This is a genomic window from Halolamina salifodinae, from assembly GCF_017874235.1.
In the GTDB taxonomy this organism is placed as follows: Archaea; Halobacteriota; Halobacteria; order Halobacteriales; family Haloferacaceae; genus Halolamina; species Halolamina salifodinae.
In genome coordinates this window covers 135,285-155,798 of sequence record NZ_JAGGLC010000004.1, presented here as the reverse complement: position 1 = coordinate 155,798, position 20,514 = coordinate 135,285, and the positions used below count along the sequence as shown (strand labels likewise).

18 protein-coding genes are annotated in these 20,514 nt (G+C 67.4%); 9 read left to right on the top strand and 9 right to left on the bottom strand.

Translation table 11 applies throughout. From position 1 onward, the window contains the following. Positions 1-29: 29 nt before the first annotated feature. Both hemH and hemG read left to right on the top strand, forming a co-directional pair. Positions 30-1,076: a ferrochelatase gene (gene hemH, locus J2753_RS10240; RefSeq protein ID WP_209491935.1), complete on the top strand. Its 1,047-nt coding sequence runs from the start codon at positions 30-32 to the stop codon at positions 1,074-1,076. Beyond that, positions 1,073-2,425 (top strand): protoporphyrinogen oxidase, encoded by a 1,353-nt coding sequence (hemG, locus tag J2753_RS10235; RefSeq protein ID WP_209491933.1) that lies wholly within the window; start codon positions 1,073-1,075, stop codon positions 2,423-2,425. Before hemH ends, hemG begins: the two co-directional genes overlap by 4 nt. 1 nt (position 2,426) lies before the next feature. Here hemG and hemE read toward each other — a convergent pair whose 3' ends face one another. Further along, positions 2,427-3,437 carry a uroporphyrinogen decarboxylase gene (gene hemE, locus J2753_RS10230; RefSeq protein WP_209491931.1) on the bottom strand — a complete coding sequence of 337 codons (1,011 nt, stop codon included), beginning with the start codon at positions 3,435-3,437 and terminating at the stop codon, positions 2,427-2,429. A 181-nt stretch (positions 3,438-3,618) separates the two neighbouring features. Between hemE and J2753_RS10225 the strand changes: the two genes are divergently transcribed. Next, on the top strand, positions 3,619-3,891 hold the full coding sequence (locus tag J2753_RS10225; RefSeq protein ID WP_209491929.1) for a hypothetical protein: 273 nt from the start codon (positions 3,619-3,621) through the stop codon (positions 3,889-3,891). 499 nt (positions 3,892-4,390) lie between these two features. Here the strand turns inward: J2753_RS10225 and J2753_RS10220 are convergent, their stop codons facing one another. Beyond that, positions 4,391-5,335, bottom strand: a complete 945-nt coding sequence (locus J2753_RS10220) for a biotin--[acetyl-CoA-carboxylase] ligase (protein ID WP_209491928.1) — start codon at positions 5,333-5,335, stop codon at positions 4,391-4,393. A 234-nt stretch (positions 5,336-5,569) separates the two neighbouring features. Here J2753_RS10220 and J2753_RS10215 point away from each other — a divergent pair, with 234 nt between their 5' ends. Beyond that, positions 5,570-7,114, top strand: coding sequence for an acyl-CoA carboxylase subunit beta (locus J2753_RS10215; RefSeq protein ID WP_209491926.1), 1,545 nt, complete (start codon positions 5,570-5,572; stop codon positions 7,112-7,114). Continuing rightward, entirely contained in the window at positions 7,111-7,422 is a 312-nt protein-coding gene (locus J2753_RS10210; RefSeq protein ID WP_209491924.1) for an acc operon protein, read from the top strand. The genes J2753_RS10215 and J2753_RS10210 overlap by 4 nt, the downstream gene beginning before the upstream one ends. 1 nt (position 7,423) lies before the next feature. Here J2753_RS10210 and J2753_RS10205 read toward each other — a convergent pair whose 3' ends face one another. The 5 genes from J2753_RS10205 to J2753_RS10185 form a co-directional block, all read right to left on the bottom strand. Next, positions 7,424-7,603 (bottom strand): hypothetical protein, encoded by a 180-nt coding sequence (locus J2753_RS10205; RefSeq protein ID WP_209491922.1) that lies wholly within the window; start codon positions 7,601-7,603, stop codon positions 7,424-7,426. Continuing rightward, complete coding sequence (locus J2753_RS10200; protein ID WP_209491920.1) at positions 7,600-8,073, bottom strand: MOSC domain-containing protein; 474 nt, start codon at positions 8,071-8,073, stop codon at positions 7,600-7,602. Before J2753_RS10200 ends, J2753_RS10205 begins: the two co-directional genes overlap by 4 nt. 80 nt (positions 8,074-8,153) lie before the next feature. After that, positions 8,154-9,386 (bottom strand): HD domain-containing protein, encoded by a 1,233-nt coding sequence (locus J2753_RS10195; RefSeq protein ID WP_209491918.1) that lies wholly within the window; start codon positions 9,384-9,386, stop codon positions 8,154-8,156. Between the two features lie 49 nt (positions 9,387-9,435). Then, on the bottom strand, positions 9,436-9,828 hold the full coding sequence (locus J2753_RS10190; protein ID WP_209491916.1) for a PIN domain-containing protein: 393 nt from the start codon (positions 9,826-9,828) through the stop codon (positions 9,436-9,438). Beyond that, positions 9,825-10,034, bottom strand: coding sequence for a DUF7557 family protein (locus J2753_RS10185; protein WP_209491914.1), 210 nt, complete (start codon positions 10,032-10,034; stop codon positions 9,825-9,827). The genes J2753_RS10190 and J2753_RS10185 overlap by 4 nt, the downstream gene beginning before the upstream one ends. Positions 10,035-10,252: 218 nt before the next feature. Between J2753_RS10185 and J2753_RS10180 the strand changes: the two genes are divergently transcribed. Then, complete coding sequence (locus J2753_RS10180) at positions 10,253-11,491, top strand: hypothetical protein (RefSeq protein ID WP_209491913.1); 1,239 nt, start codon at positions 10,253-10,255, stop codon at positions 11,489-11,491. Between the two features lie 774 nt (positions 11,492-12,265). Here J2753_RS10180 and J2753_RS10175 read toward each other — a convergent pair. Then, a complete protein-coding gene (locus J2753_RS10175; RefSeq protein WP_209491911.1) occupies positions 12,266-13,474 on the bottom strand; it encodes a threonine synthase in 1,209 nt (402 codons plus the stop codon). Positions 13,475-13,529: 55 nt separating this feature from the next. Further along, positions 13,530-15,917, bottom strand: coding sequence for a hypothetical protein (locus J2753_RS10170; protein ID WP_209491910.1), 2,388 nt, complete (start codon positions 15,915-15,917; stop codon positions 13,530-13,532). A gap of 163 nt (positions 15,918-16,080) precedes the next feature. Here J2753_RS10170 and J2753_RS10165 point away from each other — a divergent pair, with 163 nt between their 5' ends. The 3 genes from J2753_RS10165 to J2753_RS10155 are packed head-to-tail and all read left to right on the top strand — an operon-like array spanning position 16,081 to position 20,512. Continuing rightward, the gene (locus tag J2753_RS10165; protein WP_209491908.1) at positions 16,081-17,085 is read left to right on the top strand and encodes an AAA family ATPase; all 1,005 of its coding nucleotides are present in this window, start codon (positions 16,081-16,083) and stop codon (positions 17,083-17,085) included. Then, a complete protein-coding gene (locus J2753_RS10160; protein WP_209491906.1) occupies positions 17,085-18,254 on the top strand; it encodes a DUF58 domain-containing protein in 1,170 nt (389 codons plus the stop codon). The genes J2753_RS10165 and J2753_RS10160 overlap by 1 nt, the downstream gene beginning before the upstream one ends. Continuing rightward, positions 18,251-20,512 carry a transglutaminase family protein gene (locus J2753_RS10155; RefSeq protein WP_209491904.1) on the top strand — a complete coding sequence of 754 codons (2,262 nt, stop codon included), beginning with the start codon at positions 18,251-18,253 and terminating at the stop codon, positions 20,510-20,512. Before J2753_RS10160 ends, J2753_RS10155 begins: the two co-directional genes overlap by 4 nt. Positions 20,513-20,514: the final 2 nt, after the last annotated feature.

The window sequence follows — 20,514 nt, the reverse complement described above, 5'->3', positions numbered from 1 at the left end:
TTTGCACCGACAGGCTCCAACCGCCGAGTATGACCACAGGGATCGCCGTGCTCAACTTCGGAGAGCCGGCAGCGGCCGACCGCGACGTCGTCGTGGACTACCTCGAACGCATCTTCCTCGCCAACATGGACATCGAGGGCGAGACCACCGAGGAGGCCGCCCGCGAGCGCGCCCGCTCGCTGGCCGAGCGCCGCGCCCCCGGCCTGATGGAGGAGTACGGCGAGATCGGCGGCTCGCCGCTGAATGCCCACGCACAGCGCCAGGCCGACCTCATCGAGACCGAGCTGCAGGAACGGGGCTACGACGTGAAGACCTACACCGGCTACCAGTTCATGGAGCCGTTCATCGGCGACGCCGCCGAGGCCGCCCACGCGGACGGCGTCGACCGGCTGATCGGGCTCCCCGTCTACCCGCTGTGTGGCCCCTCGACGACGGTGCAATCCCTCGAAAAGCTCTCGGCGGCCGTCGACGACCTCGACTGGGACGTCGACTACACCGAGATCACGGGCTACCACACCCACTCCGCCTACGCCCGCCTCCGCGCGGACAACATCCGACGGACCCTCGACCGCGAGGGGATGGAACTCGACGAGGACACCCGACTGGTCTTCTCGGCCCACGGGACCCCGACCTACTACCTCGACGAGGGGAGCCGCTACGTCCAGTACGTCGAGGAGCACTGCGACATGGTTGCGGGGATGCTCGGCATCTCCGAGTACGAACTGGGCTACCAGAACCACGCCAACCGCGACGTGGAGTGGACCCAGCCCGACGTCGAGGCGGTCGTCGAGAACGTCGACGCCGAGCGCGTCGTCGTCGACCCCACGAGCTTCATGCACGAACAGAGCGAGACGCTCTCGGAACTCGACGTGGAACTCCGCGAGGAGGCCGAGGAGGAGGGGCTCGGGTTCACCCGCGTTCCCGTCCCCTACGACGACGACCGGTTCGTCGGCCTGCTGGCGGATCTCACCGAGCCGTTCATCGCCGACTTCGACCCGGACCTCTACGGGCTACAGCAGTGTAAGTGCCGGCCGGAGTCGAACGCGATGTGTCTGAACGCTCGGCGCAACGAATGAGCGACGCCGACACGGGAGCTAACACCGATGCGGGAGCCGAGACCGACACGGCGTCCAGTGACGAGCCTCGCGTCGCCATCGTCGGCGCGGGGTTCACCGGCCTCTCGACGCTCCACGCGCTGGAAGAGCGCGGCGTCGACTCGGTCGTCTACGAGACGAGCGACGAGGTCGGCGGCGTCGTCCGCAGCCGCGAAATCGAGGGGAAACTCCTCGAGGTCGGCCCCCAGCGCCTGCGCCTGACCGACGCCATCCGGGCGATGGTGACGGATCTGGACCTCGCCGACGAGGTGATCACGGCCGACGACGACCTGCCGCTGTTCGTCTACGCCGACGGCAAACTCCGGGAGGTCCCGCGTTCGCTGTCGGCGTTCCGGCGCACGGATCTACTCTCGACGCGAGGGAAACTCCGCCTGCTCGCGGAGCCCCTGAGCGACTCCATCGACCCCGCGGAGTCCGCCCAGGACGCGTTCGTCCGGAAGTTCGGGCGCGAGGCGTACACGAGCCTGATCGCGCCCATCTTCGGCGGCACGTACGGCTCGGACCCCGCGAGGATGCCCGCCAAGCACGCCCTCGAGCCGCTGATGGGGCTGGAGGCGAAGAAGGGGAGTCTGCTCCGGGCCGGGCTGGATCGGCTGGTCTTTTCGGCCGACGAGACGCCGCCGCCGGCCAGTTTCGAGTCCGGGCTCCAGCGCCTACCCGAGGCGCTGGCCGAGGAACACGCCGACAGCATCCACCGGGAGACACCGGTGACGAACGTCGAGCGTGCCGGTACGGGCGACGATCCGCCGTGGCTCGTTCACACCGAGAACGGAAGCCAGCGCGTCGAGCACGTGGTGTTCACGACGCCCGCCGAGGCCACCGCTGACATCGTCGAGGGCGTCGACGCCGAGAGCGCCGCGGCGCTCCGGGAGTTCAACTACAACCCGCTCGTGCTGGTGCATCTGGAGAGCCCCGCCCGCGCGGACGGGTTCGGCTATCAGGTGCGCCGGACTGAGCCGATGCGCACGTTGGGCGTGACGTGGAACACGAGCCTGTTCGACCGCGAGGGCGTCTACACCGTCTTCATGGGCGGAATGCACGACCCCGAGGCGGTCGAGCGCGACGCCGAGACGATCGGCGAGACGGCCGTTTCCGAGTTCCGGCGCGTAATGGGCACTGACGCCGAGGTGCTCAACGTCGAGCGCATCCCCCAGGCGTTCCCCGCGTGGGACGAGTCCTGGGACGCCAGCGAGCGCGTGAATCTCCCCGAGGGGCTGACGCTCGCGACGAACTACGCTGGCCGGATGGGCCTCCCCTCCCGGGTTCGCGAGGGGCGCCGGCTGGCCGGGGAGCTATCCCGCGGCGAGTAGCCTACCACTCCCAGTTTTTGGCGGTTTCGACGAACGCCTCGACACCCTCGATGGGGGTGTCTCGGTTGACGCCGTGGCCCAGATTCAGGATGTGGCCCTTCGGCCCCGCAGCCTCGATGATCTCTTCGGTTCGCTCCCGAACCGTCTCCGGATCCGCGTAGAGCAGCGTCGGGTCGAGGTTCCCCTGCACGGGTCGCTCGCCCAGTTCCGCCCGCGCAGTGGCCATGTCGACGGTCCAGTCCAGCGCGACCACGTCGGCGCCGGTGGCGTCGAGGCTCTCCAGTCGCCCGCCCATGTTCCGGACGAACTCCACGGTCGGCAAGTCGACGCTGTCGATGATTTCGCGGTGGAGCGGCAGCACGTAGCGCTCGTAATCCTCCGGCGGCAGCACGCCGGCGTAGGTGTCGAACAGCTGCACGGCGTCGGCGCCGTGGTCGGCCTGCATCTGGAGGTACTCCGAGACGACGTCCGCGAAGCGCTCCATCAGTTCGAGGAACGCCTCGGGGTGTCTGGCGCGGAACTTCCGGACTTCCTTGCGCCCCTTATCCGGCCCGCCGGCGACGACGTACGACGCAAGCGTGAACGGCCCGCCGGCGAAGCCCAGCACGGCGTCCTCGTCGGCGACGCTCTCGCTCAGGCGGTCCAGCAGGTCGGCGACGAAGCCGAGTTCCTCGCGCACGTCGCCGCGGCGGCGGGCAACGTCGTCGGACCCCTCGACGGGGTTCTCGATCACCGGGCCGACGCCGGACTCGATGTGGTAGTCGAACCCGAGCGGTTCGAGGCAGGTGAGGATGTCCGAGAACATGACGACGCCGTCGACGCCGTAGCGCTCGTAGGGCTGGAGAGTGATCTCCTCGGCGACCTCGGGGGTCTCGATGGCCTCGCGGAACGAGTACTGCTCGCGGAGTTCGCGGTACTCCGGCAGGTGGCGGCCGGCCTGCCGCATCAGCCAGACCGGCGGGCGCTCGGTGCGCTCGCCGCGGGCGGCGCGGACGAGAAGTGGATCGGTCATGGTTCGTCGTTTCGGCGGGTCGAGGTTAGTGCGTTTCCGTTTCGGCAACGGTCGCTCGGTGGGCAGCCGCCGTGTGCAGACTGCCAAGCGAAACCCGCGAGACGGAGTGCGTACTGAGTACCCACTATCGGCAATCGATGAGGGGAAACATTATCGGGTACGCGTTTCACATCTCTGTCGTATGTCCTCCACAAAGACAGTCGGCGCTGCGCCGCTGATCACCGGAATACTGCTCGCGTTCGACTCGGGAGCAGCAATCGTTCAAAACGGGCCTTCGCTCTGGTCGGTTCCGGGGTTCGTCGGTGGCTGCACCGCTATCGTCATCGGCCTCGGAATCCTCCGTCAGTGGGACTCGTTCGAACGCGAACCGAAAGGAGGCGGCCGACCTTCCGCAGTCCCGCTTCTGATCGCCGCCGCCGTGTTCGTTGCTGGCGCAGCAATCGCCGTCGCATAGTCACCCCCACACCGAACCCGTGGGGTTTCCTACAGAGATGGGAGCACTGTCCGGGCCACCGACCCTCTGACTCGGGGAGTCGTTCCTCCCGAGTGACGACCCGAGCAGCTTATACTGGAACTGACGACGACGGGGGACACCACCTACGAGTTCAAGCCGTGGCTGTACAGCGTCGCGAGGCTCGAAGGACTTGCCTTCGTTCTGGTCGCAGTCCGATTGGGGAAGAACCGAAGCGAAGACGAGTAGAGAGCCATCTTGGGGTAGTGCCTCGCAGAACCCTCTCTGTATCGACGACTCGACAGCCTGTTCCGGGGGGAGAAACCGTCCAACTAGCGACCGGCGGGAACCGAGAACGACGCTTCCGGACTTTCACTCACACCGGTCCGGTAACACCGGGAACGTCCCGGGAGACGGAGGTGACGTCCCGCGGGATGGAGACGTGGCTTCCCACACACGGCAGCGCCCGTGACTCGCGGCGCTGCAGACGCAGTGTCTCGGTTCACACCGGCCGCAGGTGCTCACAGTCCCCGGCCGTCACTCGCTCGCGCTCGCCGTCGTCGGTCTCAACGATCAGCGCGCCGGGGAACTCCACGTCGACGGCCTCCCCGACGACTTCGCCGCCGGGCGTATCCACCCGCACGCGCTGGCCGAGCGTCGCCGCGTGCTCGCGCCAGGCGTCGAGGATGGAGTCGGGATCGGCCCTGAGTTCGTCGAACGTCTCCAGCAGGCGCTGGGTGAAGACGCGGCGGTCGACTGGCTCACCGCGCTCTTCCTGTAACGATGTCGCACCCTCAGGGAGCACCTCCGCGTGGACGTTGGCGTTGATCCCGATACCGACGATCAGCCACGCGACGCGGTCCGCCTCGCCCTCCATCTCCGTGAGGATGCCACAGAGCTTCTTCCCGCCGCGTTCGCCCGATTGCCCCACTAGCACATCATTTGGCCACTTGATCGACGCGTCGATGCCGACCTCCCGCGCGGCGCGCGTCACGGCCACCGCGGCCGCGAGCGTGTAGACGGGCGCGTGGGCCGGCGGCACGTCCGGGCGGAGCAGCAGTGAACTGTAGATACCGCCAGCGGGGCCGGTCCAGCCCCGATCCAGCCGTCCCCGGCCGGCGGTCTGCTCGTCGGCGACGACAGCCACGTCCTCGCGGCCCTCGCTTGCCAGTTCGCGGGCGCGCTCGTTCGTCGAGCCGATGCTGTCGTGGTACTCGACGTCGAAGGGAGCGTCGAGGCCGAACTCGATGGCGGCGCCGCCGAACTCCGGGACATCGGTCACGCGGTAGCCGTCGTCGATGCTCTCGATGCCCCACCCCGCCTCGCGGAGGCTCTCGACCTGCTTCCAGACCGCGGCCCGGGAGACGCCGAGTCGGTCGGCCAGTTCCGGGCCGGCGACGGGGCCGTCCTCCAGCGCGGTAAGCAGCGCGCGGCGCGTGTCGGTCATGGAGGTGGATCGGTTCGGCGGGGGTAAATCGGTCGCGGTCCGCGACACTGTTCGACGGACAACGTATCGACTCTCGTTCGTCCCCCGCTCACGAGTCGCGTTCGCCCCTCGTTCGCGTGACGAGGCCGTTTGCCGCCTCCTTTCAGTCGGCGTTTTCCAGCCTCGCGTGTTCGGAATCCTTTTGCGGCATGTGGGCGAGGCTCCAACAATGACTGCAGGTGGTCCACAGTGACGATGGAGGACCGCATCGAGGAACTCCGTGAACGCCGCGCCGAGGCCCTGAAGGGCGGCGGCGAGGAGCGCATCGAGCGCCAGCACGAGAAGGGGAAGATGACCGCCCGCGAGCGCATCGACTACTTCCTCGACGATGGCACGTTCACGGAGTTCGACCAGTTCCGGACCCACCGCAACCACAAGTTCGGGATGGAGGAAGAACAGCTGTACGGCGACGGCGTCGTCACGGGCTACGGCGAGGTCAACGGCCGGAAGGTGTTCGTGTTCGCCCACGACTTCACCGTCTTCGGCGGGTCGCTGGGCGAGGTGTTCGCCGAGAAGGTCAGCAAGGTGATGGACAAGGCCACGCAGGTCGGCGCACCCGTCGTCGGCCTCAACGACTCGGCGGGCGCCCGGATTCAGGAGGGCGTCGACGCGCTGGGGGGCTTCGCGGAGATCTTCCGGCGCAACACCGAGGCCTCGGGCGTCGTTCCGCAGATCTCGGCGATCATGGGCCCCTGTGCCGGCGGCGCGGTGTACTCCCCCGCGCTGACGGACTTCACGTTCATGGTGAAAGACACCAGCCACATGTTCATCACCGGGCCCGATGTCGTCGAAACGGTCACCGGCGAAGAAGTCTCCTTCGAGGAACTCGGCGGCGCCGTCACCCACGCCTCCACCTCCGGGGTCGCCCACTTCGCGGAAGAGAGCGAGGAGGACGCGCTGGACAACATCGCGCGCCTGCTCTCCTACCTCCCGCAGAACAACGTCGAGGACCCGCCGCGTGTCGAACCGTGGGACGACCCCGAGCGCGCCGACGAGTCGCTGAACCAGACGGTCCCGGACGAACCCCGGAAACCCTACGACATGCACGACGTGCTCGACTCCGTCGTCGACGAGGGCTCCTTCTTCGAGGTCCACGAGGAGTTCGCGAAGAACCTCGTGGTCGGCTTCGCCCGGATGGACGGCCGCTCGGTCGGCGTGCTCGCGAACCAGCCCCGGGTCAACGCCGGCACGCTGGACATCGAGGCCAGCGAGAAGGGCGCACGCTTCATCCGCACCTGCGACGCGTTCAACATCCCTGTCCTCACCTTCGTCGACGTGCCCGGCTTCATGCCCGGCACGGATCAGGAGCACGAGGGGATCATCCGCCACGGCGCGAAACTGCTCTACGCCTACTGTGAAGCGTCGGTCCCCCTCCTCACCGTTATCACCCGGAAGGCCTACGGCGGCGCCTACGACGTGATGGCCTCCAGCCACGTCGGCGCCGACGTGAACTACGCGTGGCCCAGTGCCGAGATCGCCGTGATGGGGCCGAAGGGCGCGGTCAACATCCTCTACCGCGACGAACTCGCCGAAGCTGACGACCCCGAGGCCCGCCGGCAGGAACTCATCGACGAGTACCGCGAGGAGTTCGCGAACCCCTACACTGCGGCCGACCGGGGTTACCTCGACGACGTGATCGAGCCGCCAGAGACCCGCAAGCGGCTGATCTCGGATCTGGAGATGCTGCAGGGCAAGCGCGAGCAGAAACCCCAGAAGAAGCACGGCAACATCCCGATATGACCGACGCGGACGCGGCAGGCGAGACGGCTGCGGCGTCGCCGACCGGCCTCGCAGATCGGCTCACGCTCCCGGACGACGCCGACCCTACCGAGGCGGCAGCCATCGTCGCCGCCGTCTCGGCACACATCCGGGATCAGGAGGCTGCGGCCGCAGCGGCCGCCGCCGAAGAGAGCGAGGGAGCAAGCTGGCAAGGGAAGCAGTGGGGCTTCGCCGGCCGCGTGGAGTCGCTCCAGTCCCGAACCGTCCGCGTGCGCGACGGCACGCCCACGGACGCCTGGAGCGCGGCGGGCCGCTCAGAGCGCCTCTGAGCTACTCGACGTAGAGGTAGAGCCGCGGCGCCACGATCCCCAGCAGGACGACGATGGCGAACGCGATCCACTCCGAGACGTCGGTGAACGTCGCCGCGCCGACGCCGAGGATGGCGGCGACGGCGGCGAACGCCAGACGAACCCGGAGTTCGCGGTTGAGGCCGAACTCGCTGTCGCTCATGTGTCGCCCGTCCCGATGTCGTCGCCGACAGCAATCTCGCCGGTCTCGACGATCTCACACCGCAGGCCGCCACGGTGGACGAGCGCTTCTCGGATCCCCTTTTCCTCGAGTTTCCGTTCGAGGTAGGTGCAGGGCTCGCAGAGCTCCGCCCCCTCGACGACGGCGTCGCCGACGCGGAAGCGCTCGCCCAGCAGGCGGTTCAGCCCCACGCCGCGGACGGTGAGGTTCCGGCGGTGGATCCCGGGTTCGAACTCCACGTCGTAGTCGGCTTCGGCCTGCTCGATGGCCTCGGCCTCGATCAGGGTCAGGTCGCGGGTGCGGTCCTCCTCGTCGGTGGAGAACGTCCCCTCCTTCTCGAAGTAGCGGTCGCCCTGCAGGCCCTTCCCGACGACGGCCTCGACGGATTCGCGCTGCTGGGGTGGGGCGCCCGCCTCGCCGGCGACGTGGACGTACTCGACGGTACCGGTCATGGCCTCGCATCCGCACCGCCGACTCATAAACGCGCGGAAAGCCGAAACCGGTTGCACCTCAGGCGCGCGGCTCGTTCCGTCTACGTCGCGTCAGCGAACTCGTCGAGCGTCGCCGGCCGGCCGCGGCGCTCGCTCACCAGCGCGCCGTCGACCTCGAGACCGAGGATATCGACGGCCACGCGGCCGACGCGTTCGGACGCTTCCTCGACGGTGTAGACGCCCAGCCGCCACTGCTGGTACTGGGCGGTCCGGAGCGCCTTCACCAGCGGCGACTGCCGGCCGAGTTCCCGGATCTCGTCGCCGACCATCACCCGACTCGTGGACTCGGTCATCGCCGGATCGCTGGCCACGTCGACGATCACCTCCCGCGGGTCGAGGTCACAGGCCCCCGCGATCTCGGCCTCCAGTTCGCGCAGGTCCTCGTGATCCGCGTCGAGCAGCCAGTCGGGGACGCCGCCCAACTCCGCCCAGACCGCGCGTTTGTACAGGTCCCGTTCGGCGTATCGGCGGGCGAACGCCGCGGTCTCCGCACAGAGCCGCATCGCGACGATGAGGCCGTGGTCGTCCATCCGCCGGAGTTCCTCGGCGGTCAGGTCGGGGTCGCTCCGAAGCAGTCGCTCGGCGGCCTGCCGCAGCATCGCCTTACTGATCCGGGCGACGTGGTGGGAGTAGACGGTAGGGTTCATCAGCGCCCGCGCGACCAGCAGCGACTCGGCGCTCTGGACGTTCCCCGGCGCGAGCACGAGTTCGCCATCGACGAACTGCAGCGCCCGGACGAGTCGCCCGGGGTCGATAGTACCGTAGGGGACGCCGGTGTGGTGGGCATCCCGAACGAGGTAGTCCATCCGGTCCACGTCCAGTTCCCCGGAGACGAGTTGGCCGTACTTCCCCTCGCCGGCGACGAGACCGGCGACGCGGGAGGGATCGAGGCCGTTTCTCCGGAGCACGTCGCCGACCTGCCCCTGCGCGAGCAGTTCGTCGACGTCGTCGTGGTACTTCCCCGTCTCGCGGTGGGTCAGCGACTCGATGTTGTGTGAAAAGGGGCCGTGACCGACATCGTGGAGCATCGCCGCCGCGCGGACGCGTTCGGCGTCGATGCCGTCGACATCCATGTGTTCCAGCGCCTGCTCGGCGAGGTGGTAGACGCCCAGCGAGTGCTCGAAGCGCGTGTGGTTGGCCGAGGGGTAGGCCAACTGCACCGTCCCCAACTGCTTGATGTGGCGAAGCCGCTGGACTGCGGGGGTGTCCAGCAGGTCGGCGGCGACCCCCTCCACCTCGATGTGGTCGTGGACGGAGTCCTTGATCGTGGTCATACGCCGGGTTTCGGCGGCATCGGGTAAAAAGGACCGTAGATGAAGGACCCTACAGGAGGTCGATATCGACTACGTCGGCCAGCGACGCCACGTCGAAGTCGTCGTCCGCGACTGCAAGCGTTTCGTCCAGCGCGACAGCGGTACCGGCGACGAAGGCGTCGCGTGGTGCAAGCGCTGTCCCGGCGTTGTGTAGTTCGTTCTGGACCATCGCAGCAGTTCGAGCCACTTCCCGATCCGTCTCCACGACTGTTACCCACGCCAGCGCGTCGTCGACAGCCTCGAAGTCGGCCACGCCGGACTTGAACACCTCCCCCTGGTACACCTCGAACAGCACGAGCGGTGGAGCGACCGCTCGCTCGTCTAACCGACTTTCGACGTACTGAACTGCTGTTGAGTCTCCGGCGAGGTAGTCGATGAGGACACTGCTGTCGTAGAGCGTCACTGCCCGATGCTCCGCTTCGAGCGCTCGCGGGCCTCGCGTGCGGCCGTGGCGGCGTCGCTCTCTTCCCACAGCCCCGCACCCTCGACGACGGCCTCGCGACGCTCTTCAAGCAGGCGCGAGAGGATGTCGTCGTACGTCTCGTCCTCCCGCTTGAGCGCCGACAGCGCCGCATGCGTCTCCTCGTCGACGCGGATACTCTTGCTCATACGCCATGTATACGGCCCCGTATACAAGAAAGCACCCCCAAGGGGGCTCTTGTGGTTCTGTTGAAATCGTCAACTCGTGACAGATTTGGGGTGATCGGTAAGTACAGCTCATTTACTGATTGGGTGTTGCAGCAATGGCTCTGAACTCGATATTTATATCGTATGAATAACTATAGTCCGAAAGTATTATATCTATACAGGTAGATTTTGGTTTCGAAATGACGGACCTTAACAGAGTAAGTCGGCGAGGAGTAATCAAAGGGCTAGGTGCAAGCGTCGGGATCAGTAGTATACCGGGACTCTCAATTCCAGTAGCGGGGAAAGTCAACAGAACCAAGCGAGTCGTGATTGCCCGTGGTGGACTTCAGGATGAACCTATTGCGACGGAGAAAGTCCCGAAAGAGTGGCTTAATCATAGAGAAGAAGTGAAATCTATAGAAGAGCAGGTTCATATGATTCTATCAAAATATGATAGATATAATGGTATATCTCTGACGAATTCAGACAAGGCCTCCGATGGTGTATCCTACCCAGAAATTACAGTTCATATGCAACCTGCTGAGAGCCAAGCACCTTCGAACGAAACAATAGATATAGTTGGTCCAGATGACATTCCGGAAACTGTGGAAGAGTTGGGAATCAATCCCAGTAACAACCTAAAAACGAATAGAATAAAGACAGTCGTAGAAGGTGGAACAAAGGAGATGATGTGTCGTGGCGAATATAGTCCGAATCCCTTCCCGGGCGGATTATACGTGAACTCACCAGGTGGATATATGACGTCTGGCGTCCGGATCTACCATAATAAAAAATACAAATCATATATGTATAGTGTAAATCACGGATTCACATCGAAGGACCCAGCACAAGGGGAGTGTGTCTCGGGCAATGGAGGAACAGTAACAGACGTCAACGGAGAGCCGATTGCAACTGGGACAGATATGAATAACATCAGCCATGACTGGATATTAGCGGAGCCCGAAACGGGGGTGAATATCAGCGGGAAAATAGTTACTGGAATAAGAGAGGACGGCGAATCAATAGACGAGAATCTCACAACTGTAAGCGGCTATCTAACAGATGAAGGTATTGGTACCGTAGCTAGTGAGAACAGGACAGTAACGAAGTTTGGGGCAACAACAGGGTATTCAGATGGACAAGTAATTGAAAGGGGGAAACTATTCAGGAAGGGCTGTATCGATTATTATCTCAGCGCGATTCAAACCGACACGCGAGGTGCACAGGGCGATTCTGGTGGCCCCATTTGGTATGATCTGGGTGAGGACGCAGCTTTGCTCTCTTTAATCTCAGCTGGGAAGAACTATGATAGCACAGACACATATCCGGGATGTAACGGCGGAGATATGCTTAAAATGCCTCAACCGGTTTCATATCCAATATGGAGAGTGATCGAAAACAATCCCTTCTCTATTGGCGGAGGAGCAGTAAGCCCATAGTAGAATAATGTCAGTGTCCGTTTTGGGCCGTGATATTGAATGGTACGCACCCATCCTAGCCGCTGTCTGTCTCGGCTATCTCATCTGCGTGGTTGATCAACGCCACCCATTTGAGCCCACGAGAACACTTGCTTTAGATGGACCAACGCTGAACAATCTCCTACTTCACGTGCTGATGTATACCCCACCTCTCGGCTGGGGAGTATTACAGCGATCCTTTGGTGTTCGATCCTTTATTGAGGGGGTAGCCGTCTCAACACTTTTCCCGTGGCTGATTTCGCTCGCATTCCTTTCACAAGGATACTTTATCCTCATAGCGGCGGGGACGGGCACTCAACTTGGGGGGACGCTATTTCCTCTTCGTCGTAGCATTACGTGGATTGAATACGGCATTTTTGCCTATTTCGTCGGTCTCGCCCTCGGTATTGTTGGGAGAGGGGTTCACCGATATATTAGCGCATCTAATTAACTTACAATTCTATCCTAGATTGTGAAATGAACAACAGCAACTTTCTGCCAGATACGCGAAAAATGTCAGCTAGCGATCCAGAGTAGTTCACCGTAAAGCCGGTTCGAGATATACAGGCTCCATAGCCCACATTCTTAACCAACCTAAAGAAGCAGTCTCGGCTGAGTTGGTTAAATATAGATCAAAGTACGGATTCTTAATTCAGGAGACCCTCTGGAACGTCAGTTAAGTAGGCAACCCCACTTGCCAGCTCTTTCACCGCAGATAGTGTCTGATAAATAGGGTTTCAACAGAGCCAGACTCGTCTACTCCCCGCTCTCGAACTCCCGCTCCCCGAGGTGACTTCGCAGCGTGTCCACGTCCTTGTTGCCGGCGCCAGTGTTCAGCAGGACGACCGTGTCGTCCTCGCCGAGTTCGTCCTCCTCGGCCAGGTCGAACGCGCCGGCGGCCGCGGCGGCGCAGGTCGCGCCCATCTCCAGCCCCTCAGTCTGGGCAATCTCCACGGCGGCGTCGAGGATCGCCTCGTCGGCGGCGGCGACGGCGCCGCCGTCGCTCTCTTCGAGTGCGTCGAGGATCATCGGACTCGCGCCCGGGTCGGGGACGGCGATGCCGTTGAGAATGGTCGTGATCTCCTCGTCGCCCCACGCCTCGTGGATCGACTCGCCCTGCTCCCACGCCTCGACGACCGGGGCACAGCCGGCGGCCTGCGCGGCGTACATGCCCGGCAGGCCGTCGATGAGGCCCAGATCGCGGAGCTCTTTGGCGCCCTTGTGCATCCCGACGAGACCGACGCCGCCGCCGGTCGGGTAGACCACGGCGTCAGGGACCTCCCAGTCGAGCTGTTCGACCGTCTCGTACAGCATCGTCTTCTTGGTCTCGTGGCGGTACGGCGTGACGAACGTCTTGGTGGAGTACCAGTCCTCCTCGTCCATCCGTTCGGCGTAGGCCGCGCCGGCGTCGGTGATCTCCCCCTCCACGATGTGGAGTTCGCCGCCGTGGACCTCCACCATCGCCTTCTGGGTGTAGCCCGCGCGCTCGGCCATCCAGACGTGCGCGTCCATGCCCGTGCGGGCCGCGTAGGCCGCCGAGGACTGCCCGGCGTTGCCGGCGGTGTTGAGCGCGACCGTCTCGGCGCCGTGCTGGGCCGCGGCGGTCAGCGCGCCGGTCTGCCCGCGGTCCTTGAACGTCCCCGTGGGGTTCATCCCCTCGTCCTTGAGGTACACTTCGCCGACACCCATCGCGTCTGCGAGGTTGGGACATTCGACGAGCGGCGTCGCGCCCTCGCCCATCGAGACGGCCGACTCGCGGGGGAACGGCAGCAGCGCGTCGTAGCGCCACAGCGAGTCGAACGGCTCGGACTCGAACGTCTCCCGAGACACGTCGATCTGGTCGTAGTCGTAGGCCGGGTCGAGAATGCCGCCACAGTCCGGGCAGCGGTGGGTCGCCGTTTCGGCATCGAACCGCTCGCCACAGTCGATACAGTCGAGGCCGACGAACGCCTCCGTGGTCTCCATGCCCGGGCCTGCGAGCGCCACGGCTAATGGCTTGTGCGATCCGGCAAACCCCGCCTCACTTCTCGACGCGCGAGCGAGGGCTGCCGATATCGGGTTCGTCGGTCGTCTGCCCGTCGAGTGGCGAGATCGACTCCTCGGCGGCCGCCGCGGAATCGGCGCCGAACGCCCACGCGCCCTCGGCGAGTCGGTCGCCGTCGACCGACTGCACCTCGACGGGCATTGGCCCATCGACGGTGGCGTCACAGACGAGGCCGAGTTCGACCAGCACGGTCTCCATTGACGGCGGGTCCCCGCCAGCGCTTCCGGGGAGACAGCGCGAGACCAACTCGGCGGGCGTCGTCTCCTCGCCGCTGCCCGGGCGGATCAGCCCCTCGCGCACCAGGTCGAGGAAGGTTGGCGTCACCCGGGCGTAGGTGAACGAGTCGCTCTCGGCACCGGAATCGACGCGCTCGGCGGCGACGAACAGCGGTGCGGCGCCGCCGCCGGTGTCGAACTCGATCAGTTCCCGCATCCGGAACCCCGTTGCCAGCCGCGAGCGCGTGCCCGCGGCGGCCTCGTCGTCGAGCAGGCTGCCGTCGACGGCCATCGAGAGCCGGCCGCCGTCGGCCAGCCAGTGGCCCGTCCGCTCCAGAAACAACGCGGACCAGTCGGCGCCCGCGGCGGCGTTCCAGTCGGTTTCGGGTGGCTCCTCGACCGGGCCGTTCGGGGGATCGCTGACGACGAACCCGAACCCGTCGCGGGCTTTCACGTCGGCGGCCTGCTCGCGCCGGCGGGCGCGCCGTCCGCCGGCAGTGCCAGCGAAGCGGCCACCGCGCTCGTCGCGCAGCGCGTCGGTTCGGTGAACCCCGAACCGCCCGAGCGAGAAGCTCCCGTCGGCCACCGCGGCGTCGGCGTGCACGTCGACGGTCCGGAGCAGCAGCCGACTCTCCGCGAGGTGGACTGCGTAGGGGTGGACGTCGAAGCCGTGGAGGCGGTCCCGGACGGCTTCGAGCGTCTCTGCGGGGGTCGCATCGGTCCGGTCGAGTCGCGCGAGCAGGCGGTCGGCCGCCCCCACGAGCAGGCTGCCGTCGCCACACGCCGGGTCGAGCAGGTCAGAGCCGGCGTCGTCGATGGCGGCGTCGGGCGTGTAGCCCGCGCGGTCGAGGAGGAGGCCGGCCGTGGAGGGCCGCGTGGCGCCGCGGACGGGCCGGGCGTCGGCGCCGAGATGGCCGTCGAACGCCTCGGTTAGCTCCCGGGCGTCGAGATCGCCCACGTCGACGGCCTCCAGGGCGGCGACGGCGTCGGCGAACGCGTCGGCGATGCCGGCCTCGAACACCCACGCGAAGGTTCCGTCGTCGGTGGCGTCCTCGCTGACGCCGGATAGCTCCTCACGGACGACCTGGACCATGTCGGCGGCGTCGCGATGGGCGTGCTCGGCCTCGTCAGCCCAGAACTCCCGGTAGGCGCCCAGATCCCCCGCCAGCCCGCGGTCGGCGGCGACGCGGGCGAGCAGTAAGGTGTCGAGTGCGACGGCGGCGGACTCGGCCACGAACGCCTCCGCGGCCTCGGCCTCGCTGCCGTCGGCAGCGACGCGGCGCCAGCGGGCGAACCCCGCTTCGAGCCGTCGGGCGGTCGCGTACTGCTCGCGCAGGTCGAACAGGTCCGCCCGCAGGTCCGTGACCGCCACCTCGTCGCCGGCGGCTTTCGCCTCCTCGATACGCTCCTCGAGGGTGGATTCCCGGTCAGCGAACGCCTGAATCCGGTGGGAGAGCCGGCCGAACGCGTCCGAGACGGCCGGTCGCAGCACGTCTTCCAGCGTCTCGGTCAGGGTATCGGCGAGCGTCTCAGGGGTGGTTTCGTGGCTGGGCGACGACGCCGTCAGGTCGCCCAGCGTGGGTTCGGGGTCGTCGGCATCCGGGTCGTCTCGCGCGGCCGAGACGGCGTCGCGCTGGAGCGCGGTGAGTTTCGCGAAGGAGAGCTGTTGGTCCGGCGTGAGCGCCTCTGCCAGCGAGCGCCCGGCGGAGCGCTCGACGGCCGCGCGCACGCCGATCTCGGTGAGAGTCCGGATCGCGATCCCGTCGCGTTCGGTGGCGTCGGGGTGGTCGGGCGAACAGCGGGCGAGCACGACCATCTCGTCGCGGTTGGTGGCGACGGCGTAGCGGGCGCTCGGCTCCGTTTCGAGCGCGGCGACCGCCCGCCGGCGGGCGCCGCGGATATCCTCGCCGACCCCCGTCGCGGTGAGCACGACCGCCGGCTGGCCGTCGTCGTCGACGAACGTGACCGACTCCCAGTCGTTGCGCTGGCTGTAGGCGATATCGTCGTAGCCGAGGACGCCGTCGAACAGCCGGCGGGTGAGTGCCGGCACGTAGTCGGCGGCCGTCCCCGTGGGCGGGTTCTCGAAGAGGGTTCGGACCCCCTCGACCGCCTGGAAGACGAACCCGCCGCGCGTTCGTGTTCCCGTCATGTCCTCGCCAAGGCTTGTGGGTCCCACGCGGCCGAGTGCCTTAATCTCGCGGGTCGTTCGGGCGCCGGCGACGGTCCGCCGCTGGCGGCAGAGTTAGGTAGGCACAGACACACATACCTTCCGTGTACGACCGTTCCGTACCCCGAACGGGTGGTCGGGGCCGATGAGTCCCGACGACCCCCGTAGCGACGGCGGCGACGCCGCGGTCGATCCAGGCGGCGACGCCAGCCCTCCCACGTTCGAACCGCTGTCGGTCGACGCCGCCGGCGATCTGATCGAGGACGTGGTCGACAACGTCGAGCGCGTCATCGTCGGCAAGCGTGAGGCCGTCGAACACATCGTCGTCGCCGTCCTCGCCGGCGGCCACGTGCTGCTGGAGGACGTGCCCGGCACCGGGAAGACGATGCTCGCGCGGTCGGTGGCCACCTCCGTCGACGCCTCGTTCCGGCGCGTGCAGTTCACGCCCGACCTCCTCCCGGCCGACGTGACGGGCGTGAACGTCTACAACCAGAAGACCCAGGAGTTCGAGTTCCAGCCCGGTCCCGTGTTCGCGAACGTCGTGCTCGCCGACGAGATCAACCGCGCGCCGCCGAAAACCCAGAGCGCGCTGCTGGAGGCGATGGAAGAGCGGCAGGTAACCGTCGACGGCGACACCCGGCCGCTGCCCGAACCGTTCGCGGTGATCGCGACCCAGAACGACGTGGAGACCGGCCGCACCTACGAACTCCCGATGGCCGAAATCGACCGGTTCGCGAAGAAACTCCGGCTGGGCTACCCCGAGAGCGATCAGGAGGCCGAGATCATCGGCCGCACCGCCGGCCACCACCCCATCGAGGAGTTAGCGCCAGTCACCGACGGCCACGCGCTCCGGCGCGCCCGCGAGACCGTGGCCGAGGTTCGGCTGGGTGAGCCAGTCCGGAACTACATCAGTCGGCTGGCCGAGTACACCCGGAACCACGCCCAACTCGGCGTGAGCCCCCGTGGCAGCATCGCGCTGGCCCGCACTGCACAGGTCCGGGCGCTGCTCGCCGGCCGGGAGTACGTCACGCCCGACGACGTGCAGGCCGAGGCGCCGACGGTGCTTTCCCACCGGATCCGCCCGCGAACCGGCAGCGAGACCGGCGACGACGTGGTGTCGGCGGCGCTCTCGTCGGTCGCCGTCGAGTGATGCTGACCCGTCGTGGCCGCGCCGTCGTCGGCGTCGCCGGCGTCGCGGTCCTGCTCGCGCTCTGGTTCGGCGCGCGCTCGCTCAACGCCGTCGTCGTCCCCGCAGCCGTGGCGCTTTCGGCCGGCTACGTCCAGCTGTCGACGACGCCCGACGTGACCGTCGAGCGCACGCCGCCCGGGGACGCCCACGTTGGCGAGACTCGAACCGCCGAACTCACGCTCGCCCGCCGGGACGGCGAGATGATCGCCCGCCCGTTCCCGGGCGACGTGACCGAACGACTGGCTGCCGGCCTCGCGCCAATTCCGCCCAACGACGGCGGGAACGTCCGTGAGCGCGCCGACGGCGATGTCGACGAGAATCGAAGATTCTCGCCTGCCAACCAGAACGCGCCGCGTTCTGGTGACGTCGACGAGAGCCGGAGGCTCTCGTCTGCCAACCAGAAATCGGAGATTTCTGGTGACGCCGAAATCACGTTCGAGACGGCCGTCGGCGCCGGAACGCTCCGTTACGACGTGCGCTACGAGTCCCGGGGCCGGCACGAACTAGGGCCGGCGACGGTGACCGCGACCGACGCGTTCGGCCTGTTCGCCCGCGAGACCGAACTCACGGGCTCCGAACCGACGCTGGTCTACCCCCGGGTCCGACGGCTTGGGAGAGTGGGCCGACGCTCGCTCGGTCGGCTGGAGGAGTTCGGCCACAGCGACCAGCGCGGCGAGTTCGCCGAACTCCGGGAGTACGTCCCCGGCGACCCGCTGCGGGACATCAACTGGAAGACGACGGCCAAACGCGACGAACTGATCGTCACGGAGTTCGCCGCCGAAACGGAGGCCGAGTCGGTGTCGGTCGCCGCGGGCGCCAACGCCGACGGCGCCGACGCGATGGCCGAGGCGACCGCGAGCGTCGTCTCCTCGCTGGTCGCGAGCGGCGTCCCGGTCGACCTCTCGCTCCCACGCGGCGACCTCCGGGTCGGCCCGGAGTACGGCGGCGAGCGCGCGATGCTCCGGACCCTGGCGACAGTGGCTGCCGGTCCGGTTCCGGACGGTGACGCCGACGTGGTGATCAAGGGCCGCGCCGACGACGCCAGCGTCGACGTGCGCGGGGCGAGCCACCAGTTCAGCGAGATGGTCGACGGCGACTCGGCCGGCGCGCCCGCGGGGGTGGCAGCATGAGCACCAGAGGCGCCGGCCCCGATGCGGGCTCTGACGCCGGCCGGGAGCCCGGCCGACTCGCGAGGCTGCTTGCCCCCGACCAGGCGTGGTCGCTCCGCGAGGCGCTCGCCCGGCCGGCGATGCTCGGTTTTGCGCTCCTGACAGCGTCGTATCTCCGAGTGTTGGTCCACGTCACCGACGTGGTCGGGGGGACGGGCGCGCTGGTCGCGGAGGTGGTCGTGGTGCTGCTCGTCGGCGCGGCGCTGGCCTCGCGTGTCGACGCCCGGACGGCGCTGCTGGGCACCGGCGCGGTGCTCGTCGGGGGGCTGCTCGGCTACTACTCCGCCATCCCGGCGAGCCAGCGGGCGCTGATCGACCTCGGCGTCGTGCTCCGGGACCTGTTCGCGCTCCTGAGCGGGCTCTCAGTGTTCCGGCTGATCCAGGCGGAGATCTGGGCGCTGGCGGTGCTGCCGGCGCCGCTGTTTGGCTCGTGGCTGCTCGCGCTCCGCGGGGAGTTCCCGCTGAGTGCCGCGGTCGGCGGGAGCGCGCTCGGCCTGTTCGTCCTCACTGGCGACGCCGGCTTCCTCACCACGCTCACGGGCGTCGTCGGCGCCGCACTCGCGGTCGCGCTGGGTGAACTCGCGCCCCGACGCGCGCTCGCGGCGCGCTGGGACACCGTCGTCCTCGTGCTCACCCTGATGGTGGTGCTCTCGACGACCGTCTCGCTGGTGCCCGGCGGCGACGCCCGGCCGATGCTCGCCGGCACCGGCCAGCCGACGCTGGAGGGGAACGTCGTTGCCAACGGCGACAGCGTGGGCATCGTCGGCGCCATCCGGCTCTCCCCGGAGGTGCGCTTCACCGTCCAGTCCGAGCGTGAGGGCTACTGGCGCGTCGGCGCCTACGACCGCTACACCGGCGGCTCGTGGGTCAGGACTGGCGAGGCGCGGGCCTACGACGGCTCCCTCGACCCGCCGCCGGGTGGCAGCATCACCGTCGAGCAGACGATCACCGCCGAGACCACGCTCAACTCCATGCCGGCGCTCTGGAAGCCCGTGGGCGTCAGCGGCAACGTCGAGCGAGCGACGCAGGTGACCGCCGAGAACGGCCTGCGCGCCGTGGCGTCGATTTCGCCGGGCGAGTCCTACTCGGTCACTAGCCGGCGCCCCGTCTACACTCGGCGTGACCTCCGCGAGGCCGGCACCGACTACCCCGCGCCGATCCGTGAGCGTTATCTCGGCCTGCCCGACAGCACGCCCGACCGCGTCGGGGAGCGAACTGCGGCCATCGCCGACCGGGCGAACGCGACGACGCCCTACGGCACCGCGGTCGCGGTCGAACAGTATCTGGAGTCGACCAAGTCCTACTCGCTGAACGTCGAGCGCCCGCGGGGCAACGTCGCCGACGCGTTCCTCTTCGAGATGGACGCCGGCTACTGCACCTACTACGCGACGACGATGGCCGTGATGCTCCGCACCCAGGGGATCCCGGCCCGGATGGCGACGGGCTACACCCCCGGCGAACGCGTCGGCGAGGACGAGTGGGTGGTCCGCGGGCTGAACGCCCACGCCTGGGTCGAGGTGTACTTCCCGGAGACTGGCTGGGTCACGTTCGACCCGACGCCGTCGGCGGCCCGCGAGGAAACGAGCGAGTCCCGCGTCTCCCAGGCCCGCGAGGCCGGTGAGTCCGGTGTCGACACCGGCCGCTCGGGGTCGGGGGAGTGGACGCCGACGCCCGCGCCGACGCCCGAACCGACCGAGGGCCAGGATAGCACCAACGGCTCCACGGAGACGCCGGATCTCGCCGACATCGCGGAGGGCCGGCGCACCGCGGCGCCGGGCGACGTGGGGACGTTCTCCCCCGGCGGCAGCGAGAACGACGGCGACCCCTCGCTCCCGACGCCCGAGGAGGTGGGCTACGGGCTGGTGATCCTGCTCGGCGGTGTCGCTGCCGGGCGTCGGATCGGTCTCGACACCCGACTCTACCGGTTCGTCTGGCTGCGCTACCAGCCACGGACCGACCCGGTCGCCGACGTGGAACGGGCGTACGACCGCGTGGAGACGCTGCTCGCAGCCAAAAACCGCCCCCGGCGGCCGAACGAGACGGTCGGGGCGTACCTCGACGCCATCCGCGCGACCGACTCGCGGGTCCGGACGGTGGCGGCGCTGTACGAGCGCGCCCACCACGGCGGCGACGCCGACGAGGCGGCGGCCGACGAGGCCGTCGACGCCGCGGACGCGCTGGTGGCGGCGTCGACCCCGCTACTGGGGCGGCTCCGCTGAGC

Bases quoted from the DNA above. Each gene is read 5' to 3' on its own strand.
- J2753_RS10170 (WP_209491910.1), bottom strand. From the start codon at position 15,917: ATGACGGGAACACGAACGCGCGGCGGGTTCGTCTTCCAGGCGGTCGAG.
- J2753_RS10185 (WP_209491914.1), bottom strand. From the start codon at position 10,034: ATGAGCAAGAGTATCCGCGTCGACGAGGAGACGCATGCGGCGCTGTCG.
- J2753_RS10220 (WP_209491928.1), bottom strand. From the start codon at position 5,335: ATGACCGACACGCGCCGCGCGCTGCTTACCGCGCTGGAGGACGGCCCC.
- J2753_RS10210 (WP_209491924.1), top strand. From the start codon at position 7,111: ATGACCGACGCGGACGCGGCAGGCGAGACGGCTGCGGCGTCGCCGACC.
- J2753_RS10160 (WP_209491906.1), top strand. From the start codon at position 17,085: ATGCTGACCCGTCGTGGCCGCGCCGTCGTCGGCGTCGCCGGCGTCGCG.
- J2753_RS10205 (WP_209491922.1), bottom strand. From the start codon at position 7,603: ATGAGCGACAGCGAGTTCGGCCTCAACCGCGAACTCCGGGTTCGTCTG.
- J2753_RS10175 (WP_209491911.1), bottom strand. From the start codon at position 13,474: ATGGAGACCACGGAGGCGTTCGTCGGCCTCGACTGTATCGACTGTGGC.
- hemH (WP_209491935.1), top strand. From the start codon at position 30: ATGACCACAGGGATCGCCGTGCTCAACTTCGGAGAGCCGGCAGCGGCC.
- J2753_RS10195 (WP_209491918.1), bottom strand. From the start codon at position 9,386: ATGACCACGATCAAGGACTCCGTCCACGACCACATCGAGGTGGAGGGG.
- hemG (WP_209491933.1), top strand. From the start codon at position 1,073: ATGAGCGACGCCGACACGGGAGCTAACACCGATGCGGGAGCCGAGACC.
- J2753_RS10225 (WP_209491929.1), top strand. From the start codon at position 3,619: ATGTCCTCCACAAAGACAGTCGGCGCTGCGCCGCTGATCACCGGAATA.
- J2753_RS10215 (WP_209491926.1), top strand. From the start codon at position 5,570: ATGGAGGACCGCATCGAGGAACTCCGTGAACGCCGCGCCGAGGCCCTG.
- J2753_RS10180 (WP_209491913.1), top strand. From the start codon at position 10,253: ATGACGGACCTTAACAGAGTAAGTCGGCGAGGAGTAATCAAAGGGCTA.
- J2753_RS10155 (WP_209491904.1), top strand. From the start codon at position 18,251: ATGAGCACCAGAGGCGCCGGCCCCGATGCGGGCTCTGACGCCGGCCGG.
- J2753_RS10200 (WP_209491920.1), bottom strand. From the start codon at position 8,073: ATGACCGGTACCGTCGAGTACGTCCACGTCGCCGGCGAGGCGGGCGCC.
- hemE (WP_209491931.1), bottom strand. From the start codon at position 3,437: ATGACCGATCCACTTCTCGTCCGCGCCGCCCGCGGCGAGCGCACCGAG.
- J2753_RS10165 (WP_209491908.1), top strand. From the start codon at position 16,081: ATGAGTCCCGACGACCCCCGTAGCGACGGCGGCGACGCCGCGGTCGAT.